The organism is Veillonella parvula DSM 2008 (genome assembly GCF_000024945.1).
GTDB classification, from domain to species: domain Bacteria; phylum Bacillota; class Negativicutes; order Veillonellales; family Veillonellaceae; genus Veillonella; species Veillonella parvula.
In genome coordinates this window covers 839,676-860,021 of record NC_013520.1, presented here as the reverse complement: position 1 = coordinate 860,021, position 20,346 = coordinate 839,676, and the positions used below count along the sequence as shown (strand labels likewise).

14 protein-coding genes are annotated in these 20,346 nt (G+C 39.3%); 1 reads left to right on the top strand and 13 read right to left on the bottom strand.

The genetic code is table 11. The features are described 5' to 3' along the window. Nucleotides 1-380: 380 nt before the first annotated feature. From VPAR_RS03630 to VPAR_RS03605, 6 genes are all read right to left on the bottom strand, one after another. Nucleotides 381-1,028: a DUF4304 domain-containing protein gene (locus VPAR_RS03630; protein WP_012864200.1), complete on the bottom strand. Its 648-nt coding sequence runs from the start codon at nucleotides 1,026-1,028 to the stop codon at nucleotides 381-383. A 41-nt stretch (nucleotides 1,029-1,069) separates the two neighbouring features. Beyond that, complete coding sequence (locus tag VPAR_RS03625) at nucleotides 1,070-1,510, bottom strand: hypothetical protein (RefSeq protein WP_012864199.1); 441 nt, start codon at nucleotides 1,508-1,510, stop codon at nucleotides 1,070-1,072. Between the two features lie 183 nt (nucleotides 1,511-1,693). Next, on the bottom strand, nucleotides 1,694-2,113 hold the full coding sequence (locus VPAR_RS03620) for a hypothetical protein (protein ID WP_012864198.1): 420 nt from the start codon (nucleotides 2,111-2,113) through the stop codon (nucleotides 1,694-1,696). 96 nt (nucleotides 2,114-2,209) lie between these two features. Beyond that, nucleotides 2,210-3,727, bottom strand: a complete 1,518-nt coding sequence (rlmD, locus tag VPAR_RS03615) for a 23S rRNA (uracil(1939)-C(5))-methyltransferase RlmD (protein ID WP_042466731.1) — start codon at nucleotides 3,725-3,727, stop codon at nucleotides 2,210-2,212. Next, nucleotides 3,727-4,395: a TerC family protein gene (locus VPAR_RS03610; protein ID WP_012864196.1), complete on the bottom strand. Its 669-nt coding sequence runs from the start codon at nucleotides 4,393-4,395 to the stop codon at nucleotides 3,727-3,729. Before VPAR_RS03610 ends, rlmD begins: the two co-directional genes overlap by 1 nt. Before the next feature lie 203 nt (nucleotides 4,396-4,598). Beyond that, nucleotides 4,599-5,258, bottom strand: coding sequence for a TerC family protein (locus VPAR_RS03605; protein WP_012864195.1), 660 nt, complete (start codon nucleotides 5,256-5,258; stop codon nucleotides 4,599-4,601). A 271-nt stretch (nucleotides 5,259-5,529) separates the two neighbouring features. On the opposite strand from VPAR_RS03605, the gene VPAR_RS03600 reads away from it, so the two are divergent. Beyond that, nucleotides 5,530-6,897: an MATE family efflux transporter gene (locus tag VPAR_RS03600; protein WP_012864194.1), complete on the top strand. Its 1,368-nt coding sequence runs from the start codon at nucleotides 5,530-5,532 to the stop codon at nucleotides 6,895-6,897. A gap of 159 nt (nucleotides 6,898-7,056) precedes the next feature. Here the strand turns inward: VPAR_RS03600 and uvrC are convergent, their stop codons facing one another. From uvrC to VPAR_RS03565, 7 genes are all read right to left on the bottom strand, one after another. Continuing rightward, nucleotides 7,057-8,883, bottom strand: a complete 1,827-nt coding sequence (gene uvrC, locus VPAR_RS03595; RefSeq protein WP_004693462.1) for an excinuclease ABC subunit UvrC — start codon at nucleotides 8,881-8,883, stop codon at nucleotides 7,057-7,059. A 134-nt stretch (nucleotides 8,884-9,017) separates the two neighbouring features. Then, the gene (gene uvrA / locus VPAR_RS03590; RefSeq protein WP_012864193.1) at nucleotides 9,018-11,870 is read right to left on the bottom strand and encodes an excinuclease ABC subunit UvrA; all 2,853 of its coding nucleotides are present in this window, start codon (nucleotides 11,868-11,870) and stop codon (nucleotides 9,018-9,020) included. 134 nt (nucleotides 11,871-12,004) lie between these two features. Beyond that, entirely contained in the window at nucleotides 12,005-14,182 is a 2,178-nt protein-coding gene (uvrB, locus tag VPAR_RS03585) for an excinuclease ABC subunit UvrB (protein ID WP_012864192.1), read from the bottom strand. Further along, nucleotides 14,182-14,478, bottom strand: a complete 297-nt coding sequence (locus VPAR_RS03580; RefSeq protein WP_227036835.1) for a hypothetical protein — start codon at nucleotides 14,476-14,478, stop codon at nucleotides 14,182-14,184. The genes uvrB and VPAR_RS03580 overlap by 1 nt, the downstream gene beginning before the upstream one ends. Nucleotides 14,479-14,554: 76 nt before the next feature. Then, nucleotides 14,555-15,490 carry a signal recognition particle-docking protein FtsY gene (gene ftsY, locus VPAR_RS03575; protein ID WP_004693455.1) on the bottom strand — a complete coding sequence of 312 codons (936 nt, stop codon included), beginning with the start codon at nucleotides 15,488-15,490 and terminating at the stop codon, nucleotides 14,555-14,557. Then, complete coding sequence (smc, locus tag VPAR_RS03570) at nucleotides 15,490-19,044, bottom strand: chromosome segregation protein SMC (RefSeq protein WP_012864191.1); 3,555 nt, start codon at nucleotides 19,042-19,044, stop codon at nucleotides 15,490-15,492. The genes ftsY and smc overlap by 1 nt, the downstream gene beginning before the upstream one ends. A 45-nt stretch (nucleotides 19,045-19,089) precedes the next feature. Continuing rightward, complete coding sequence (locus VPAR_RS03565; RefSeq protein WP_012864190.1) at nucleotides 19,090-20,289, bottom strand: elongator complex protein 3; 1,200 nt, start codon at nucleotides 20,287-20,289, stop codon at nucleotides 19,090-19,092. Nucleotides 20,290-20,346: the final 57 nt, after the last annotated feature.

Here is a 20,346-nt window from a genome sequence, read left to right as displayed (position 1 = left end):
TTCCCTGTATTTTACAGGGGGCATCCATTTTGTTTTTTTCTAGATCCTTCTGTTGTTGTAATAGTAATAGCTACTGATCTTAACCCTTGACCAGAAAGAGCTTGGCATACCAACTCATATTTTTCTTCTGAAGACCAATACTTATTAGTCCTTCGACATTTATTAATGTCCGAACCATGAAGTCGTTCTAATTTAACCCAGTCTCTTATTAGATTATGAAATGTATCTGTCCTCACACCGTTAAGTGTCTTGGGCTATTTACCTTGATAGAATAATTCAATTGCTTTTCTTTTAAATTCATAACTATATCTCATGAAAATACCCCCTTTACTGGTTGTCCAGTAAAGGGGGTACATATCAATAAGCGAAGGCCTTAATTATTATTTTTCTATTTCAATTCCATTAAGATATGCAAATTTAATCATAGCAGAGCCATAAAACTCACTTTTATCTAATGAAATATTTTCTTTTGGCATGTCTTTCAACTGATTATAAAAGCCAATATATCTAGTTTTTAACTTATCCTTTTGAATTATTTTATTAAAATACTGTTGCGCTTTGGCTTTTCCACCAAAATGATAAATATAATACAGTAGATTATGATTGATTAAATCTCCATCTATAAGCTTTTCAATATTGCGTTCAATATCTTCAAAAGCCTCAAATAATGGTATGATATGTTCTTCGAGCAATTTACTAACTTCATCGACCGTATATTGATAACTTGCACCTGCTAATTGATACCAGTGCCATTCATTTCGATTTAACAAACGCCCCAATTCTCCGCCATAAACAAAACCGTTATGAATTTTAGCTTTTGTCATGGATTTAGAGTAGATTGCAATATGTGGAACAAATTCTACGCTATATGCATAGTTATTTCTATTGGCCTGAAAGTATATCTCAAAAGTAAGGTCTTTATTTTTAGATAATTTCTTTAACTTCTGACCTTTACTAACTACCTTAAAATCTGGGAATTTACTTGCAATCTCTTGCCAAGCTTTTTCACATAACTCTCTAGGTTTCATGATTATAAAAGTACTCCCCCACTATTATACGGTTAATTATTTTATAGATTTCCCTCAACTACTATAACAGATGTATGTTGAAGTGCTTCCTTAATCCAAGCAATACATGTGTTTAAAAACTCTTGCTCTAATTTACTAAAGTTTATAAGATCAGCTTCAATATTATTAATAAATTTAACCCAGTCGTCTTGCTTAATCCAATTATCAAAGCAAACATCAAATCTCTCTCTTACCAAATTATCTGATGCATCTATAATAGGATATACTTTATTAAAATAAGAAACTAAGATATCAAAATCTGGACTATAAACACGTAATGGCTTTCTATAACAGTGCCAATTCTTCCAGCTTGGTGAAGAATTAGAAATATCATTAATTTTTAAAGGATTAAAGTCTAATCGTATGTGCTCACCTAACGGTGCATTAAGCCTTAATACCATATACTCTTGCTTTTTATAATCCGTGGGATTCAGCCATACCATATATAGATCACTCCATAAACTTATAAAACAAGGTATTATTTTATCTTTTTGTTTCTAGTGTGCAAAGCTATTATGTCGTGAGTTCTCACGAACGTTAATACTGGCTTGCTCTACGCTCCAAATACCTATATCAATCTTTCTCTTCCCTATATCCAGCATAATTTTATCTGTAAAAAATAGAGTTTATTTTTTTATACGATACACCATGTCCCCGCTATTCCAAATATACATAATGGCGGATACTGGAGATTTTTCATCGACCCAAAGCCAGACTGTATATGTAGTTGTATTGGCAAAATAGCCTTCAGTAATTATTTCAAATTCTGAGTCTACATACTCATTCATAAATTCATGTAAACAAATGGACTTGCCATAAAATCTACCTTCGCCTAACGTTTTGTTAAATATTAGTACCTTACACAAGTCCACATCACAGTCTTTAAAAGATATTTCACCAGAAAATACTCTTTCCTCACCGTCAACCAATTGATACATTTCGTCAACTGTTAATGTTAATGTTTTATTATGAATTCTGATTCCATTTACTTTACTACCATAAAGACTGAAAAGGATGTTACTCTTTTTATCATATATAAACTCCATATTATTCCTCATAAAGCAAAATCTAGAATTATAGTTCATCACACTTCGTCTTCGTCTCGTGTTCTTGGACGCCTATCACATGGGCGGTGCTATCACTCACTGCGTCGCTTTACTCCTAGTGAGCAAAGCCACTGCTTCGACATGCGCTGTCATAGGGAACATGTCTACAGGTTGTACTTCTTTGAGTTCATAGCCGTAGTGTGTGAGGATTTCAATGTCTCGTGCCATGGTTGCAGGGTTACAAGATACGTAGACAATGCGTTTTGGTTCCATGCTAGCTGCAGAGGTTAGTACTTCTTCTTTACAGCCTGCGCGAATTGGATCGAATACGATAACGTCAGGTCGTACGCCTGCTTTATAGAGTTTTGGAATTTCTACGGCCGCATCGGCGACGATAAACTCTGTATTATCATAGCCATTGCGTCGGGCATTTTCACGAGCATTGGTAATAGCTGGTTCTACGATTTCTATACCGATAACATGTTTTGCTTTATACGCAAGGAATAATGAAATAGTACCCGTACCACAATACGCATCGATAACGATTTCGGTTCCTTTTAGGTCTGCATACGCTAGTGCTTGATCATAAAGCACCGTAGTTTGTTCAGGATTAACTTGGAAAAAGGAATGTGGAGATAAGGTAAATCGTAAATCTTTGATATGGTCTGTAATCGTTCCATCCCCATAGAGAACACTATTTTTAGGCCCTAATATAACATTAGTACGCTTCCCATTTACGTTATGAACGATGGTTTCCACTTGGGGAACTCGTTCAGTTAATTTTTCAACCCACTTCTCTTGATGTGGCAAGTGTTCTGTCGCGGTTACAAGGATAATCATCCATCCAGATTGTCCGATACGACCGATAACATGACGTAGTACACCCTTACCAGTATGTTCATCATACGGTTCGATATCAAATTCTTTAGCAATTTGATAACATGCTTGAGCAATGATATTATTGCCCTCATCTTGTATAGGACAATTCGTACCTTGCACGATATCGTGAGATCCCATCGCATAGAATCCCATTTGGATATCACCTTTAGTACCGCCTACAGGCATTTGCATCTTATTGCGATATGCCCAGGGATTTTTAGGTCCTAGAGTAGGTTTAACAAGATCTGGATTTTGATGAGCAATGCGTTCGATAACGTCCTTCACCTTTTGTGTTTTTAGTGAAAGCTGGCCTTCATAGGTAATATGTTGCAACTGACATCCACCACAAAAGCCATAGAGATCACAGTGTGGATCGATACGATTAGGAGCAATGGTGACAATTTCTAATAAGCGTCCTGTAGCATACGTTTTTTTCACCATAGTAATAGATACTTTCACCGTTTCTCCAGGTAAGGTAAAGGGAACAAACACTGTAAAGTCCTCTACGCGACCTACCCCTTCGCCACTACTGCCAATACCGTGAATGGTAACTAATACTTCCTCCCCAAGTTTAACAGGAGCATTCAACATAGCTTGTTGTTTTTTAGATATAGAAGTGCTGGTATTTTGTTGTCCATTATAATGATTGGAATTCTGTTGCCCATTAGAACGATTTTTATTCTGTTGTTTAACTTTAAATTTATTCTTACGAGATGTACGACTTGTACCGTTCATTACGAGTCTCTTTTCTTCCAAATTTTAATCATGCCAGTTACGATAAGTACAAAGAATACAGTGCCAAATTTCACGAGTAATTCTTCACCTTGAATATATGGCATAAGAAGTGGATCTTCCACAATCATTTCACCAGCAACCCAACCTAATAAAGCACCACCAGCCCAAAGGATGACAGGAAACTTATTAATGATACGAGCAAATAGTGTAGAGCAGAATACAATGATTGGAACAGTGATTAACATACCAACAATAACGAGCTCTAAATGTCCTTTAGCGGCACCAACTACGCCAATTACATTATCGATACTCATCATCGCATCAGCCACAATGATTGTCCAAATGGCTCCCATTAAGGAATTCTTAGCTTCAATATGTGCATCTTCATCTCCACCTTTTAAGAGTTGAATGGCAATCCATATAAGTACAAGGCCACCACCTAAGTGAATAAGAGGAATTAAAGTAAGTGCTTCCACTAAAAGAGTAGCAAATAGAAGGCGCATTCCAATAGCCCCTACTGTACCCCAGATAACGGCTTTCTTTTGTAATTCTGGTGCCAATTTACCCGCTGCCATACCAATAACAACGGCGTTATCTCCTGCCAATAAAATATCGATCAAAATAATTTTACTAATCGTTATCCACGTTGCAGCTTCTAAAAATTCCATTCTATACTTACCTCAATTCACTCTGCTAATTCTATAACTATCCCTTAACTATACCACAAATTCTCTATTTTCTCATCTAAAAGAAAGCTCTTAGACTACCACAATTATTCTTAATTTTAGCCTATAAGGGTCTTTATAATGACTATACTTTTACGAAAAAAAAATATCTCTCCTCCTACGACTAGAAGAAGAGATATATTACATTATTTTTTAAGTTTCTTAGCTAACAAAGATGCCCCTACTACGAAAATAACAGCACCAATTTTAATGAGTAATGCATACGGTGCTACGGTATGTGAAATTAATTTATCTTCCACACTCATTGCTGCACCCACCCAGGCAAGGATACCGCCACCAACGTAAAGGATAATTGGAAAGCGTTCGATAACTTTTACAAATAAAGTACTACCATAAATGATAATAGGTACTGTAATAAGCATACCGACAGCAACTAATGTCATATTGCCACTAGCGGCACCAACTACACCAATAACATTATCAATACCCATAATTCCATCTGCAATAACAATGGTCATGATAGCAGCGCGCAAGTTATCTTTAGCCTCGATATTGTGCTCGCTATCATCATCAACAACAAGCTTGTAACCGATCCATAAAAGAAGGATACCACCAACTAAACGAAGAGCAGGAATATTGTTCAAGGCCTCTACAAATAGGAATGCCATAACAAGACGTAAAATAATAGCGCCAGCTGTGCCCCAGAAAATCGCCTTCTTCTGTAAATGTGCAGGTAGGTTGCGAGCCGCCATACCAATAACGATGGCATTATCACCAGCTAATAAAATATCAATAACGATGATTTGAAGCATCGCTAATAAGCCTTGTACAGTTAAGATGTCCAATGTATCCTCCTTAGAATAAAATAATAGTATATATATTATAATCGATATAGTAAAGTAGTGTAAAATTCAATTATCAACATATATATACGTTTTTATCATAATTCTTTCTTATTAAATAAGATAGTTTATATAAGGTCATTTCTCCCCTTACATAATCACAATATGGGCTCTATTTTTTTTATAAATTTAATTCCTTTTTCCCTTAGGTTTTGGCTATTAAATTAAGCTACTTTATGGTATGGTATAGTATATCATTACTAGGGAGGTTAGTATGTATCAAACATATTCTATACTGCAAAAATTATGGTTGTTTATAAAACTATTTACTCCAATGTGCATCACTCAATTTTCCCTGATTGGGGCGACCTTTATCGCCATCTTTTTAACGGGGCAATATAGTACGACTGATTTAGCTGGTGTTGCTACGGGATATAATTTGTGGCTCCTCTTCTATATCTTTGCACAAGGTACATTAATGGGTATCACACCAATCATTTCTCAACTATTAGGAGCTAAGAAAACAGATGATATTCCAATAATCTTTCATCAAGGTCTTTTCATCGGTACAGGACTAGCATTTTTAATTTTACTAATCGGTATATTCGGCTTACGCCCTTTATTGACATATTTAAATCTTGAGCCGGCTGCCACCGAGGTATGTATTAGTTATCTGAAAGCCTTTGCACTTGGTTTATTCCCATTACTCTGGGTAAATACCTTGCGTAATACTGTCGATTCTCACGGATTAACGCATTACTCCATGGCCATCGTCTTTACAAGCTTTGTGATTAACGTATTCTTAAATTATGCACTCATCTTTGGTCATTACGGTTTTCCTGAAATTGGTGGTGTTGGTGCTGGCTACGGTATTGCTGGTGCCTGTTGGACAAACTTCGTTCTATTTAGCTTAGTCATTCTATTGCATCCTAAGTTAAAAGGCTATCGCATCTATAAAGATTTCCATAGCCCGAATTTTCACTATATCCGTGAACAATTACAAGTTGGTATTCCCATAGGTTTTTCTATCTTTTTTGAAGCTAGTATCTTTAGCATTGCTGGGCTCTTAATGGTTCACTTTGGATCTGCTGTAGTAGCAGCTCATCAATCTGTCATTTCTTTTACTAATGTATTCTACTGCTTACCATTAAGTATCGCCATGTCCTCTACCATTGCCGTTGCTTATGAACTCGGTGCAGGACGAAAAAAGGAAGCCATCCAGTACTCTTATATTTCTCGTGTATTAGCCATCATCATAGCCGTTCTCATTTGTGCCTTTACATTCACTCATATGGATAATATTGCGGATTTATTTACAAACGATGATGAAGTATATGAACTTATTTATCACTTCCTTGGGTATGGCGTATTTTTTGCAGCTATTGATGCCATAGGTACTCCATTACAAGGTATTCTAAGAGCCTACAAGGATGTAAAAGTAGTTCTTTACATCTCTCTCATTTCTTATTGGGGCGTATGTTTCCCAACGGCTTATACCCTTGCCAAAAATCCTAATTATGGACCATTTGGCGTATGGATTGGTTTGTTGGCTAGCGTAGTAGTTGCGGGTATATTATTTACACTTCGCACATACTACATACAACATTACAAACCTAGAACTATTGCAAAATTACAAACCTAAAACTATTGCAAAATAATAAAAGCACCTATTGATTACGCTTAAGTGTAAGTAATCAATAGGTGCATTTTTATTGTAAAAGATTCCAAATACATAATCTATTAGTATATGGGCCCTTTAAAATAGACTAATATTTTAATTAGGTATATGACTATGAAAGTCTTATTTTAAAGCTTCTTGTTTCTCTACTTTGGACATACGGAAAAAATTATATAGCGTTTCTGCCGTCTTATAATTCATAGATTCTACATTTGCAAGTTCATCAATAGATGCCTCTTTCATGGCCTCTAAACTATTAAAGTGAGCCCATAAGGCCTTACGGCGTTTAGGCCCGATTCCTTCAATATGGTCAAGAATAGATTCAAGATTTCGCTTACCGCGCAACTTACGGTGATAGGTAATGGCAAAGCGATGCGCTTCATCACGAATTTGTTGAAGTAATTGAAGCTCCGGCGTATGATGACTCAAAATGATACTTTCAGATTGTCCCTCTACAAAGACCTCTTCAATACGCTTAGCCAAGGAGATAACTGGCACATCTGTAACACCAACAGCACGGATTAACGGCAAAGCCGCATTGAGCTGACCTTTACCACCATCGATGATAATAAGATCTGGCATAGGCCAGTCTGTTTCATTACCGTAACGACGTTCCATAATTTCAGCCATCGATTTAAAGTCATCAGGTTTACCTTGTGTGGTTTTCAGTTTAAAGCGGCGATATTCCTTTTTTGCTGGCTTACCACCTTCAAAAACAACCATGGAAGCTACCGTTTCAGCCCCTTGTGTATGAGATATGTCAAAGCACTCCATACGTTCAGGTAAACGTGGCAAGTCGAGGATCTCGGCTAGCTTCTTAACCGCCCCGCCAGTCTTATCGATTTGGTGCTGCCACTGACGACGACGTTCTTCAAGGAAAGTTTCTGCATTTTCATGAGCCATCTTAATCATATCCATCTTATAGCCACGTTGTGGCACAGATACATCTACATGTTGGCCTTTGAGCTGTGTAAACCATTCTGTTAATAAGTCTCTATCTGTACTCTCCATAGGTAGTAACAACTCTTTAGGAATAAAGTTTGTATCTCCATAGTATTGCTTGATAAAGTCTGTCATAATGGTTTCTGAACTATCTCCATCATGTTGCACAAAGTAATTCTCACGGCCTAACAGACGACCACCGCGGATGAATAGCAACTGTACACAGGCCATCGATGTATCTACAGCCAATCCTAAGACGTCTAAGTCGCCACGTTGAGTAACCATGCGTTGCTTTTCTTGTATCTTTTCAATGCTAGACAATTGATCACGATAACGTGCAGCATCTTCAAAGCGCAAATCTTCTGCAGCAGCCTCCATCTTTGATTTAATTTCCTTTAGCAATGGTATAGGTTTACCTTCAAAAAGTTCTATGATTTCGTCAATATACTTTCGATAATCCGGTACAGATATTTTGTTAAAACACGGTGCCTCGCAGTAATGCATATGATACTGCAAGCATGGGCGTTCTACCTTCATAGACTTACAGGTACGCAATGGATAGTACTGTCGTATTAATTTCAGTACCACATGAACAGATGTGACATCTGTAAAAGGGCCAAAGTACTTGGCTCCATCACGCTCTAGGCGACGCGTCATATATACGCGTGGGTAATCCTCTTGCACTGATATTTTAACATAGGGATACGTCTTATCATCACGAAGCCTAATATTATATTTCGGTTCATGCTCCTTGATAAGTGTATTCTCCAAGATGAGCGCTTCCATCTCCGTTTTTGTTTGAATAACTTCCACATCGACGGCTCGTTTCATCATGGCCGTAACCTTTGGTGCGCGATTTGCATCGTTACGCACATAGGAACGCACACGATTTCGCAAGTTAATAGCCTTACCTACATAAATAATTCGGTTATATTGATCACGCCACAAATATACGCCTGGTGTAGTTGGCAAATGACTAACCTTTTCCAGTAATTCTTCAGACGGCATATTTCCTCCTTTCCTTGTAGATTACAAGAGAATAGATTACACACTTCTTTAAGTATTGACCTTTATAAGTTGAAGGATGTAGTCTATTCTCTTTATGATTTTTCTTTTATAGAAACTTAAATATATGTACTATTTTATTTCTTATGCTTCGCTGCTTTCATAAATTTCTTAGTCTGTTCCAATACAGGGCCTAAGAATTTCCCGGTATAGCTTTCTTTCACCTTAACAATTTCCTCAGGCGTACCAATTGCCACGATAGTGCCTCCGCGATTACCACCTTCAGGACCAAGATCAATAATGTGATCAGCCATCTTAATAACATCTAAATTATGTTCGATAACGACAACTGTATCGCCACCCTCTACGAGTTGTTGCAATACGTGTAATAACTTGCGAATATCCTCGGCGTGAAGACCTGTAGTAGGTTCATCTAGGATGTATAGCGTTTTACCTGTGCTGCGACGAGCTAATTCAGTAGCTAATTTAACGCGTTGTGCTTCACCACCAGATAATGTTGTAGCCGCCTGACCTAAACGAATATAGCCAAGACCTACCTCTTGCAAGGTAACCATTTTACGATTGATCTTCGGAATAGCGCTGAAGAACTCAACCGCATCATCTACCGTCATATCTAGTACATCTGCAATAGATTTACCTTTGTATTTAACCTCTAAGGTTTCTCGGTTATAACGGGCTCCCTTACAAACCTCACAAGGTACATACACATCTGGTAAGAAGTGCATTTCAATTTTAATGATACCGTCACCACGACAAGCTTCACAACGGCCACCTTTTACGTTAAAGCTAAAGCGCCCTTGTTTGTAACCGCGCATCTTTGCTTCCGGTGTTTGACTATATAGTTCGCGTATGGCATCAAATACACCTGTATATGTAGCTGGATTGGAACGAGGTGTACGTCCGATAGGGCTTTGATCAATATTGATGATTTTATCGATATGTTCAAGACCACGGATTTCTTTATGAGCCCCTACTTTGTGGTTAGAGCGATATAATTGATTAGCTAAACCTTTGTAGAGAATTTCATTAATCAAGGTAGACTTACCAGAACCGCTGACACCAGTAACAACATTAAACAAGCCAATAGGGAATTTTACATTTACATTTTGTAAATTGTTTTCCTTAGCACCGCGAATTTCAATGCAGTTCTTACCTGGTTTGCGGCGTTCTTCAGGAAGGGCGATAAATTTACGACCACTTAAGTACTGACCAGTAATAGAGTTTTCTACCTTCATCACTTCCTCAACAGTACCTGCTGCAATGATTTGACCACCATGTTCACCTGCTCCGGGACCGATGTCTACTAAATAATCAGCAGCGCGCATCGTATCCTCATCATGTTCTACAACAAGCAAGGTATTTCCTAAATCACGTAGCCCTTTTAATGTATCGATGAGGCGATCATTATCGCGTTGATGTAAACCGATAGATGGCTCATCTAGGATATATAATACACCTACTAAGCCTGAGCCAATCTGTGTGGCCAACCGAATACGCTGTGCTTCACCACCAGATAATGTGCCTGCACTACGGTTCATTGTTAGGTAATCGAGACCTACATTATTAAGGAAACCTAGACGAGCATTGATTTCCTTTAAAATTTGAGCACCAATCACTTGTTCACGTTCAGTTAACTGTAGATTACCAAAGAAATCGAGTGCTTCTTTAATAGTTAACTGCGTTACTTCGTTGATATTCTTATCCCCTACAGTAATAGCTAATACTTCAGGTTTAAGACGAGCCCCATGACATGTAGTACACGGCTTAATAGACATAAACTTTTCAAATTCTTCACGCATAGAGTCTGTAGAGGCTTCACTATGACGGCGCTTAACCATCGGTAAAATACCTTCGTACTCAGTAAAGAATTCCTTTATCTCACCTCTCATATTTTCATAGGTGAAATTTACCTTATCCGTCGTACCGTACATCACCTTTTTCTGTAATGCTTTCGGCAATTCATCATAGGTGGAGTCTAAGGAATATCCATTAGCTTTTAATAGACCTTCTACTTGACGTATAAACCAAGCATTAGGATTGGAGCTCAAGGCTTGCACGCAACCATCGGCAAAGCTAATAGATCCATCTGGAATAACGCGCTCCTCATCAACCTCCATAGTAGAACCAATCCCTAAACAAGATGGGCACGCACCAAACGGACTATTAAAAGAGAACATACGCGGTTCAATTTTAGGTAATGAAATATGACAATCTGGGCACGCAAAATGTTGGCTATACATGTGTTCAGGTCCGTCTACCTCTTGAATCACAACGATGCCTTCTGCCCATTTTGAAGCGGTCTCCATAGAGTCAGCCAACCGAGATTCAATGCCTTCTTTTACAACGAGACGGTCCACAACGATATCGATGGAATGCTTCTTATTTTTCTCTAATACAATTTCTTCGTCCAAGGTACGCACTACACCGTCTACTCGAGCACGAACAAAGCCTTCTTTGCGAAGTTGTTCAAACACCGATTTATGTTCCCCTTTTTTACCTTGAATCATAGGGGCCAGCACTAAAACCTTTGTACCTTCGGCAAAGCTCATTACATCGTCGGTCATTTGTTGTATTGTTTGCTGGGTAATAGGCTTACCACACTCTGGACAGTGTGCATGACCTACGCGTGCAAATAAGAGACGTAAATAGTCGTAAATCTCCGTTACGGTACCAACCGTAGAACGAGGGTTGCGACTCGTCGTCTTTTGGTCGATAGAAATGGCTGGAGACAAACCTTCAATATAATCGACATCGGGTTTATCCATTTGTCCCAAAAATTGACGTGCATACGCAGACAGGGACTCAACATAACGTCGTTGCCCTTCTGCGTAAATCGTATCAAATGCTAGGGATGATTTACCAGAACCACTGAGGCCAGTTAAGACGATAAACTGATCACGTGGCAAGGATATATCAATATTTTTTAGGTTATGCTGACGCGCACCTTTTACAATCAATTGATCTTTCATTATCTTTCCTATTTAAAGAGATGATACCAAACGGCATCATCTCTCCGATTACTAACATGAAATAATATATGTATATTATCGCACATATAGTCTATATAATCTATGTGTTTTCTTACAATCTTTTAAAATTGCTCCTAAGATTTACTTTTTGGACTCGTCCGCTTTCTAGATTTGGTAGAAGCAGGCTTCTTCAACTTGCTATCTCCTGCACTATGCATATCGGACCATTGTTGACGTAATACGCCCAATTGATCACGTAATTTAGCAGCGGATTCAAATTCAAGCTGCTTGGCGGCGGCCTTCATTTGACGATCTAGCTCTTCAATCTTATTGTACAATTCTTCCAGTGTTATATCTGCCACCTTAGGTGCTGATGTATCTTGAACATATGATTCGTGTCCATGGTCCATGCCCTCTGAGGATTTTTTTTGTTTTCCTTTTTTCGGTGAAAGTCCCTTTCCCTCGGTAACCATATCTTCTTCGATTTTCGTTAATTCGATAAGCTCTTTTACATCTTTAGATACAGATTTAGGCGTGATATTATGTTCAATATTATAAGCCTCTTGCACGGCACGACGACGATCGGTTTCATCGATAGCTCGTTGCATGGAACCTGTTACACGATCTGCGTACATGATAACATGACCATTCACATTACGAGCCGCACGACCTATAGTTTGAATCATGGCCGTATCGGAACGCAAGAAACCTTCCTTATCCGCATCTAAGATAGCAACCAAGGAAACCTCTGGCATATCGAGACCTTCACGAAGCAAGTTAATACCAACTAATACATCGAATACGCCAGCCCGCAAATCACGAATGATTTCAGCCCGCTCAATAGTAACAATATCGGAATGAAGGTAACGAACTCGTACGCCCATTTCCTTCAAAAATTCCGTTAAGTCCTCAGCCATCTTCTTCGTCAATGTCGTAACAAGAACCCGTTCATTCTTGGCAGCTCGTTTGTGAATTTCTCCAAGCAAGTCATCCATTTGCCCCTTAATAGGACGAATTTCTATAGATGGATCTAATAGGCCCGTAGGACGAATGATTTGCTCTGCAATATTCGTTTCTACTTCCATTTCGTATGGGCCAGGTGTAGCCGATACGTATACAATTTGATTGATACGCTCTACAAATTCATCGAATTGAAGAGGTCTATTATCTAATGCAGAAGGAAGACGGAAACCGTATTCGATAAGAGATTCTTTACGGGCACGGTCACCATTATACATAGCACGAATTTGAGGCATCGTCACATGCGATTCGTCCACCATGATGAGGAAATCATCTGGGAAATAATCAATCAATGTAAACGGTGCTTCCCCAGCCTTACGTTCAGACATATGACGGGAATAGTTTTCGATGCCCGAGCAATAGCCCATTTCTTGCATCATTTCTATATCGTAACGGGTACGCTGTTCTAAGCGCTGAGCCTCCAATAGACGGTCAGCAGCTTTTAACTTCGCCAACTGCTCATCTAATTCGGCTTCAATACGCTCTACAGCAATATTCATCTTCTCTTTCGTCGTTACATAGTGAGATGCTGGATAGACAGCAACGTGTTTTCTTTCCGCAATAACTTCACCCGTCAAGGAATCTACCTCTACGAGGCGGTCGATTTCATCACCAAAGAGCTCCACACGAATGGCTCTTTCACTATAAGCGGCAGGGAAAATATCAATTGTATCCCCTTGTACACGGAAGGTACCGCGGATAAAGTTCATATCATTTCTCGTATATTGAATATCTACGAGTTTAGATAAGATTTCATCGCGCGATTTAGTTTGACCTAAGCGCAAGGACAATACAAGATCAGAATAGTCCTCAGGGTCACCTAAGCCATAAATACAGCTAACAGAGGCAACGATAATGACATCGCGGCGCTCAAAAAGGCTCATCGTAGCACTATGTCGCAGTTTATCGATTTCATCATTAATAGACGCATCCTTCTCGATATATGTATCACTAGAAGGAATATAGGCCTCCGGTTGATAAAAATCGTAGTAAGATACAAAGTATTCTACCGCATTATTTGGAAAGAAACTTTTAAATTCACTACATAATTGAGCCGCCAAGGTTTTATTATGAGCAATGATCAAGGTCGGCTTTTGAACTGCTTCAATAACCTTAGCCATTGTAAAAGTCTTACCAGTACCAGTGGCACCGAGCAAAACTTGCGCCCATTCACCACGTTCAATACCTTCTGTTAAAGATTGAATCGCGGTAGGTTGGTCACCTGTAGGCGTAAAGGGCGCCTCCACTTTAAATGGTTGGCCCCCCTCGTAATTATATGTACTATGCTTCATTACTGTTCATCCTGATGTTTACGGATGGCTTTCATTTCTTCATCCGTCAAACGACGACCTACATTTTCCGCTTGATTCAACGTATCCTCACCTTCTAAGACTTCGATGAGCATAGCAATAGAAAAGCGATCTAGTGTAGGTGTGGTCTTCTGGATTTCATCAGCCATCATCCAATCTGATTCAGTATAGTTATTAATACGTTCTGTAATTTCTTCCCAGTTTGAAAGTAGCAATCTCGTAATGGGGCGATATAGTTCAATACCGAAGTACTCGATTAAGCTAACTATCTTATTCATATTTTCTAGGCTAACATTACATTCATTTTTTTTATTTTCAGATTCTACATATTCAAGTAAGAATTCCCGGTTATATTTATTTGTCACCTTGAATCATTCCTTTATTAAATAGTGCATTAGCAAATTCTTTTGCATTAAATGGACGCAAGTCATCCATACCTTCGCCAACGCCAATCCAGCGTACGGGTACGCCCAGTTCCTCTTTAATAGAGATAACTACGCCGCCTTTTGCTGTACCATCTAGTTTAGTTACTACAATACCATTTACTGGTACAGCTTGACCAAATAATTTAGCTTGGCTTACTGCATTTTGACCCGTAGTACCATCTAAAACGAGCAATGTTTGATGCGGCGCACCTTCTACGTGGTTATTCGCTACGCGCCCCATCTTTTTAAGCTCTTCCATAAGGTTAACCTTAGTATGTAGACGACCAGCCGTATCTACGATAACAAGGTCTGCATTACGAGCTTTCGCAGCTTCCATTGCATCATATACAACGGCAGCAGGGTCTGCGCCTTCTTTATGTTTAACAATCGGCACACCAACGCGATCAGCCCAAATGGATAATTGGTCAGCTGCAGCGGCACGGAATGTATCACCTGCAGCAATGATAACCTTTTTACCTTCTTTAGTATAATAGTTAGCCAATTTAGCGATTGTCGTTGTTTTACCAACACCATTTACACCAACTACGAGGATAACCTCAGGATGGTGCAAAGTAATTTCATCTTCTTGATCGATGAGCATTTCCGTGATGCGGTCTTCCATAAACGGCATTACATCGCCTGTATGATTAATGATACCTTCTGTTACACCACGACGAATTTCTTTCATCAAGTATTCTGTCGTCTTAGGGCCTAGATCACTAGTAAGCATAACTGCTTCTAAATCATCTAAAAAATCATCATCGATTTGCGCATAACCAATAACGATGCTTTCTACATTTTTTACAAAAGACTTACGAGTTTTCTCTAAACCGTCTTTAATTCTATCAAAGAATCCAAATGCCATTATGCTAGATCCTCCTTCACATCTTCAAATGCTACTGTTAATAATCGCGATACACCGCGTTCCACCATGGTTACCCCTTGAAGTACTTCGGCAGCTTCCATCGTCTTTTTACGGTGAGATACAACGATAAATTGTGTTTCTTTATTTATTCGATTTAAGTAAGAGCTAAATCGTTCAACATTAGCTTCGTCAAGCGCCGCGTCAACTTCGTCAAGCACACAGAACGGAGCTGGACGATAGTCAAGGAATGAGAACAATAAAGCGATAACCGTAAGAGCACGCTCACCACCCGATAAAAGTGTCAATTGTTGACGCTTTTTCCCTGGTGGTTGAATGTAGAAGTCGATACCACCCGTCAAGATATTATCTGGATCAGTAAGTACAATTTGCGCAGTACCACCGCCAAACAATTGGCTGAATACTTCTTGGAATCTACGGCCTACCACATCCAATACATCATATAGCTGTGTACTCATAGCCTTATCCATTTCGGCAATAACCGCCTGTAATTGCGCCTTTGCCGTATCTAAATCAGCTAATTGTGTGGTTAAGAAATCATAGCGTTCTTTAGTCTCTTCGTATTCCTCAACGGCATTTGGATTGACTGGACCCAATTCGGCAATTTCGGCTATCAAACGAGCTTGCTCATCCTTCCAATCGCTAACGGAGCCTTCAATGCGAAGGACTTGAGCATCTTCCAAAGTAAAGCCTAGCTCTTGTAATTCTTCTACAAAGCGCTCACAGTCCATGCGATGACGTGTAATTTTACCTTCCATATCAACAAGGCGACCTTGCACCACTTTGTAGCGTTGATTCAATCGGTCTTGCTCACTGAGGATAGATTCCATTTCCTCGCGCCCCGTAGATGTTTTATCATAAGCTTCATCGCGAAGGGCACGTAATCGTTCAACCTCAGCCGTAGCAGAGGTCAACTCTTGTTCTGCAACTTCCTGAGCCAGAGGGATATCCTCTTCATAGCGTTGTGTAGTACTAACTAACAAATTACGAAGTGGTGTTAAACGCTCAATAATACTAGAAATAGACTGATTACGCTGTTCACGTTGTGATTCCCGTTCCTGAATGGTATGTCGCAAGGTATCACAAGTAAGGCGAGCTTCTGTAAAAGCTTCATACGCCTCTTGTTGCACCTTTTGCAACACGGTTAATCGACCCATCAACGCCCCTTGATTACCATCCATACCATGATCCTCTTGCAAGGAAGCTAATGCTGTTTCTTGATCTTTCAAGTTAGCTGTTGTAGTAGCCAAATCAATATCAATTTGTACTAAACGTTGCTCTTCTTCATGGAGAACACGTTTCTTACGATCCAGCTGATTTTGTATATTTTGTACCTTTGTTTCACTAGCCACATAGAGTAAGTTCGTATGTTGATAGCTTTCATCAAGAGTCGCTTGATCCTTTTCAGTCTCTTCAACCCGTTTTTCAAGGCTTTCTAAGTTAGCTATTAAGGAGCGAATTTGACCTTCGATTTGTACCAGTTCTTGTTCAAGACTAGCAGCCTCTTCCTTGCGGCTCAATACAGAAGCACGCTTACGTTTTGTGGCACCACCGGTTAGAGAACCACCAGGTTGAAATTGTTCCCCTGTAAGAGTTACGATGCGCAATTGCTGATTGTATTTTTTCTGTAATCCAATGGCATCATCCATGGAAGACACTACCAAGGTGCGCCCCAATAAGTATTGGAAAATATGGGCGTATTTATTATCAAAAGAAATACAATCAACAGCAGTGCCTAATACACAGCTTTCATGTAAAGCCGGTGTATCATATGGTTTACCTTTAACAGAATCCATCGGCAAGAAGGTTACGCGACCACCTTGGATAGATTTCAAATAATTGACACCCTCCGCAGCAGCGCGAGCTGTAGTAGTTACAACGTGGTTAACACTACCGCCTAAGGCCGTTTCGATAGCCGTAGTATATTTCTCCTCTACCGTAAAGAGATCGCCAACAGCGCCCGTGATCTGTTCGCGCCAAGAACCTTTACCATTGAGGATGTTCTTTGTGCCTTCTAAGTAACCTTCGTGCTGTTCCTCCCACTGTGCTAATAGTTCTAATCGACCTTTTGCACGTTGTTCTTGAGTGCGCAGCTTTTGTAATTCCTTACGCTCTTCACGCGCTTTCATGACCGCATCCTTAGCATCATCAACGAGGGCTTGTCGTTGAGCAGATAAGGCATTAAACTTTTGACCTAGCGCTTCAAATTCAGAACGAGCGACTTGTAGTTCACTATCTACCTGTGCTATTTCAGATTCTAGAATAGCACATTGATTTTTACTTTCCCCCTTGCGAGCTTCTAAGCTCCGAATACTAGCCTTAGCCGTTTCAATAGCACTCACAACTTCTAATTGACGTTTCTCAAAAGCCTCTCGATTGGATTGCAAGGATTGGAACTTAGCTTGTTCTGACCTTACATCTTCAACAGCCTTTTTGTAACTCGCTTCTAATTCTTCTAGATTAGACTCTTTTTCTACTAATTGAGCACTTTCATCTTGAATCAATTGATTTAAGATGCGCAATTGTTGCTCCTCGCCCTTTTGCGTAGCCTCTAGCTCGCTAATGCGCATAGACGTTTCATCTAATTCACGGCGCGCTGTTTTTAGTTGCTCTTCTAAGAGACGTAAATGACCAGATAAGCGTTCTTCATCGCGTTGCTTTTCAGTATATTGAGCCTCCCACAACTTAAGCTGTTCCTGCTCTTTTGACGAGGACGATTGCAATTCGTGACGACGAGCCTCTAATTTAGACAATTCAGTTTGAAGCTCAATTTCTTCATCTTTAAAGGCAATATTATCGTTTTCAAAACGTGTTAAAAGACGATCAGAGGTCTTATAATTGTGGAAGCCTAATGCCCCATCATAATCGCGCTTTGCGCGGCTTAAGGTCATATATTTTTTAGTCTTTTCCGCTTTTTCAGACAAAGGTCCTAATTGCTCTTCAATGGTAGCCATTACGTCTCGTACACGCTCCATATTACGATCTGTACTGGCAATACGACGCAATGCATCTTCTTTATTGATCTTAAAGCGAGAAATACCTGCTACATCTTCAAAGATAAGGCGCCGTTCTTCAGGTTTAGAATTTAAAATAGCATCAATTCGGTTCTGCCCAATGATAGCCATGGAGTCTCTACCAAGACCGGTATCTGCTAGTAAAAGATGTATGTCCTTTAAACGACAAGATCGCTTATTAATGAGGAACTCACTTTCACCAGTGCGGTATATACGGCGTGTAATGGCTACCTCAGCCATATCTATATCTAATTGTTGGTCACTATTGTCAAACACAAGTGTAACCTCAGCAGCGCTCATAGGTTTGCGCTTTTCCGTACCAGAGAAAATAATATCCTCTGCTTTTTGACCGCGCAAATTACGGACATTGGATTCTCCCAATACCCATTTCATAGCATCCGTAATATTACTTTTACCACTTCCGTTAGGACCAATAACGGCAGTCATTCCTGGTGAGAATTTTACAATCGTTTTATCCGCAAACGATTTAAAGCCCTTTAATTCCAACCGAAGTAATTGCATGACTGCCTCCTTTCTACCAACAACCCTAAATAATCATATTTTTTATTATAACACATATTGCAGGCCATCAATACAGCAACGAACGGTATTTCTCGTGCGTTCTTCACACCATTCAAATGCATACTGCGGATACTGAATCTGAAAGTATTTAACGTTTCGATTATTAAGGCCTCGCACCTTAGATGTTAAGCATCTCGGATAAGAAATAACAATATTATGCTGTACTGCAATACCATTATTCCTAATATAATTTGTTCTATCATTATTAGTGTTATCTATATATCCACTATTATCAGCATTATAAGCACTAACTCCACTAAATCCTAGATTTTCATAAGTAGCGTAGTCAGTTAGATTAAAACAATCGTTACTTAGTGCGTACGTATACTGAGATGCATGCTCATCAATACAACGTTCAATTCGCTGCTTATACTGTTCGTTCACAACCAGCTCCCCCATAGCGGGCTCATATGGCCCCGCTACTAAGCTATTGCCGGAATCTAATTCTTCTGTACTTTGTAAACCCGTGCGAATGACTTCAATGCCATGCTGTTCAAACCAATCTTTTAAAAATGAACAATACTGTATAGCTAGCTCAGTACTTAGTGGTTTATATTCTCCAGCTCTATACTGTTCGGCTAGCTCTGTATTTTCTATAACTAGTACGGGATAGATACGTACAAAATCAGGTCGTAATGCGGCTACTGCAATGGCCGTTTCTATTATGGTTTGCCAAGTCTCTCCTTTTAGTCCCGGTAAAAGTTGAACCCCAACGGTCATATCACGATGTTTTAATCGTGTAACAGCCTCTACTACCTCTTGTGCCGTGTGCCCCCTCTTAGCATCGACTAAAATACCATCATTCATAGACTGCACACCAAGTTCCACAGTTTTTACTCCATAAGACTGTAATAATGTAATCGCTTCATCTCCTACAGCATCGGGCCTTGTAGAACAGCGTATGCCATCAATGAGGCCCTGTTGAAGCATTTCATAGGCAGGCATTAATAATTTATGTTGTAAATCTTTAATAATAGCCGTAAATGATCCACCATAAAAGGCAACCTCCCAAAACTTTTCATTCCGCTTTGTTCCTACATAGTCTTTGATTGTTTGTTGTATATATTCTGGAGTTAGGTGACTAATACCAGATTGGCCTGTAATACGAGATTGATTACAAAATGTACACACATAGGGACAACCTACGTGAGGTATAAAAAAGGGAATCATACCAAATGGTTTCATAGACACCTCCTCTTCTTATGTAAAAATTATTATTCATCTATTATTATATAGATTATT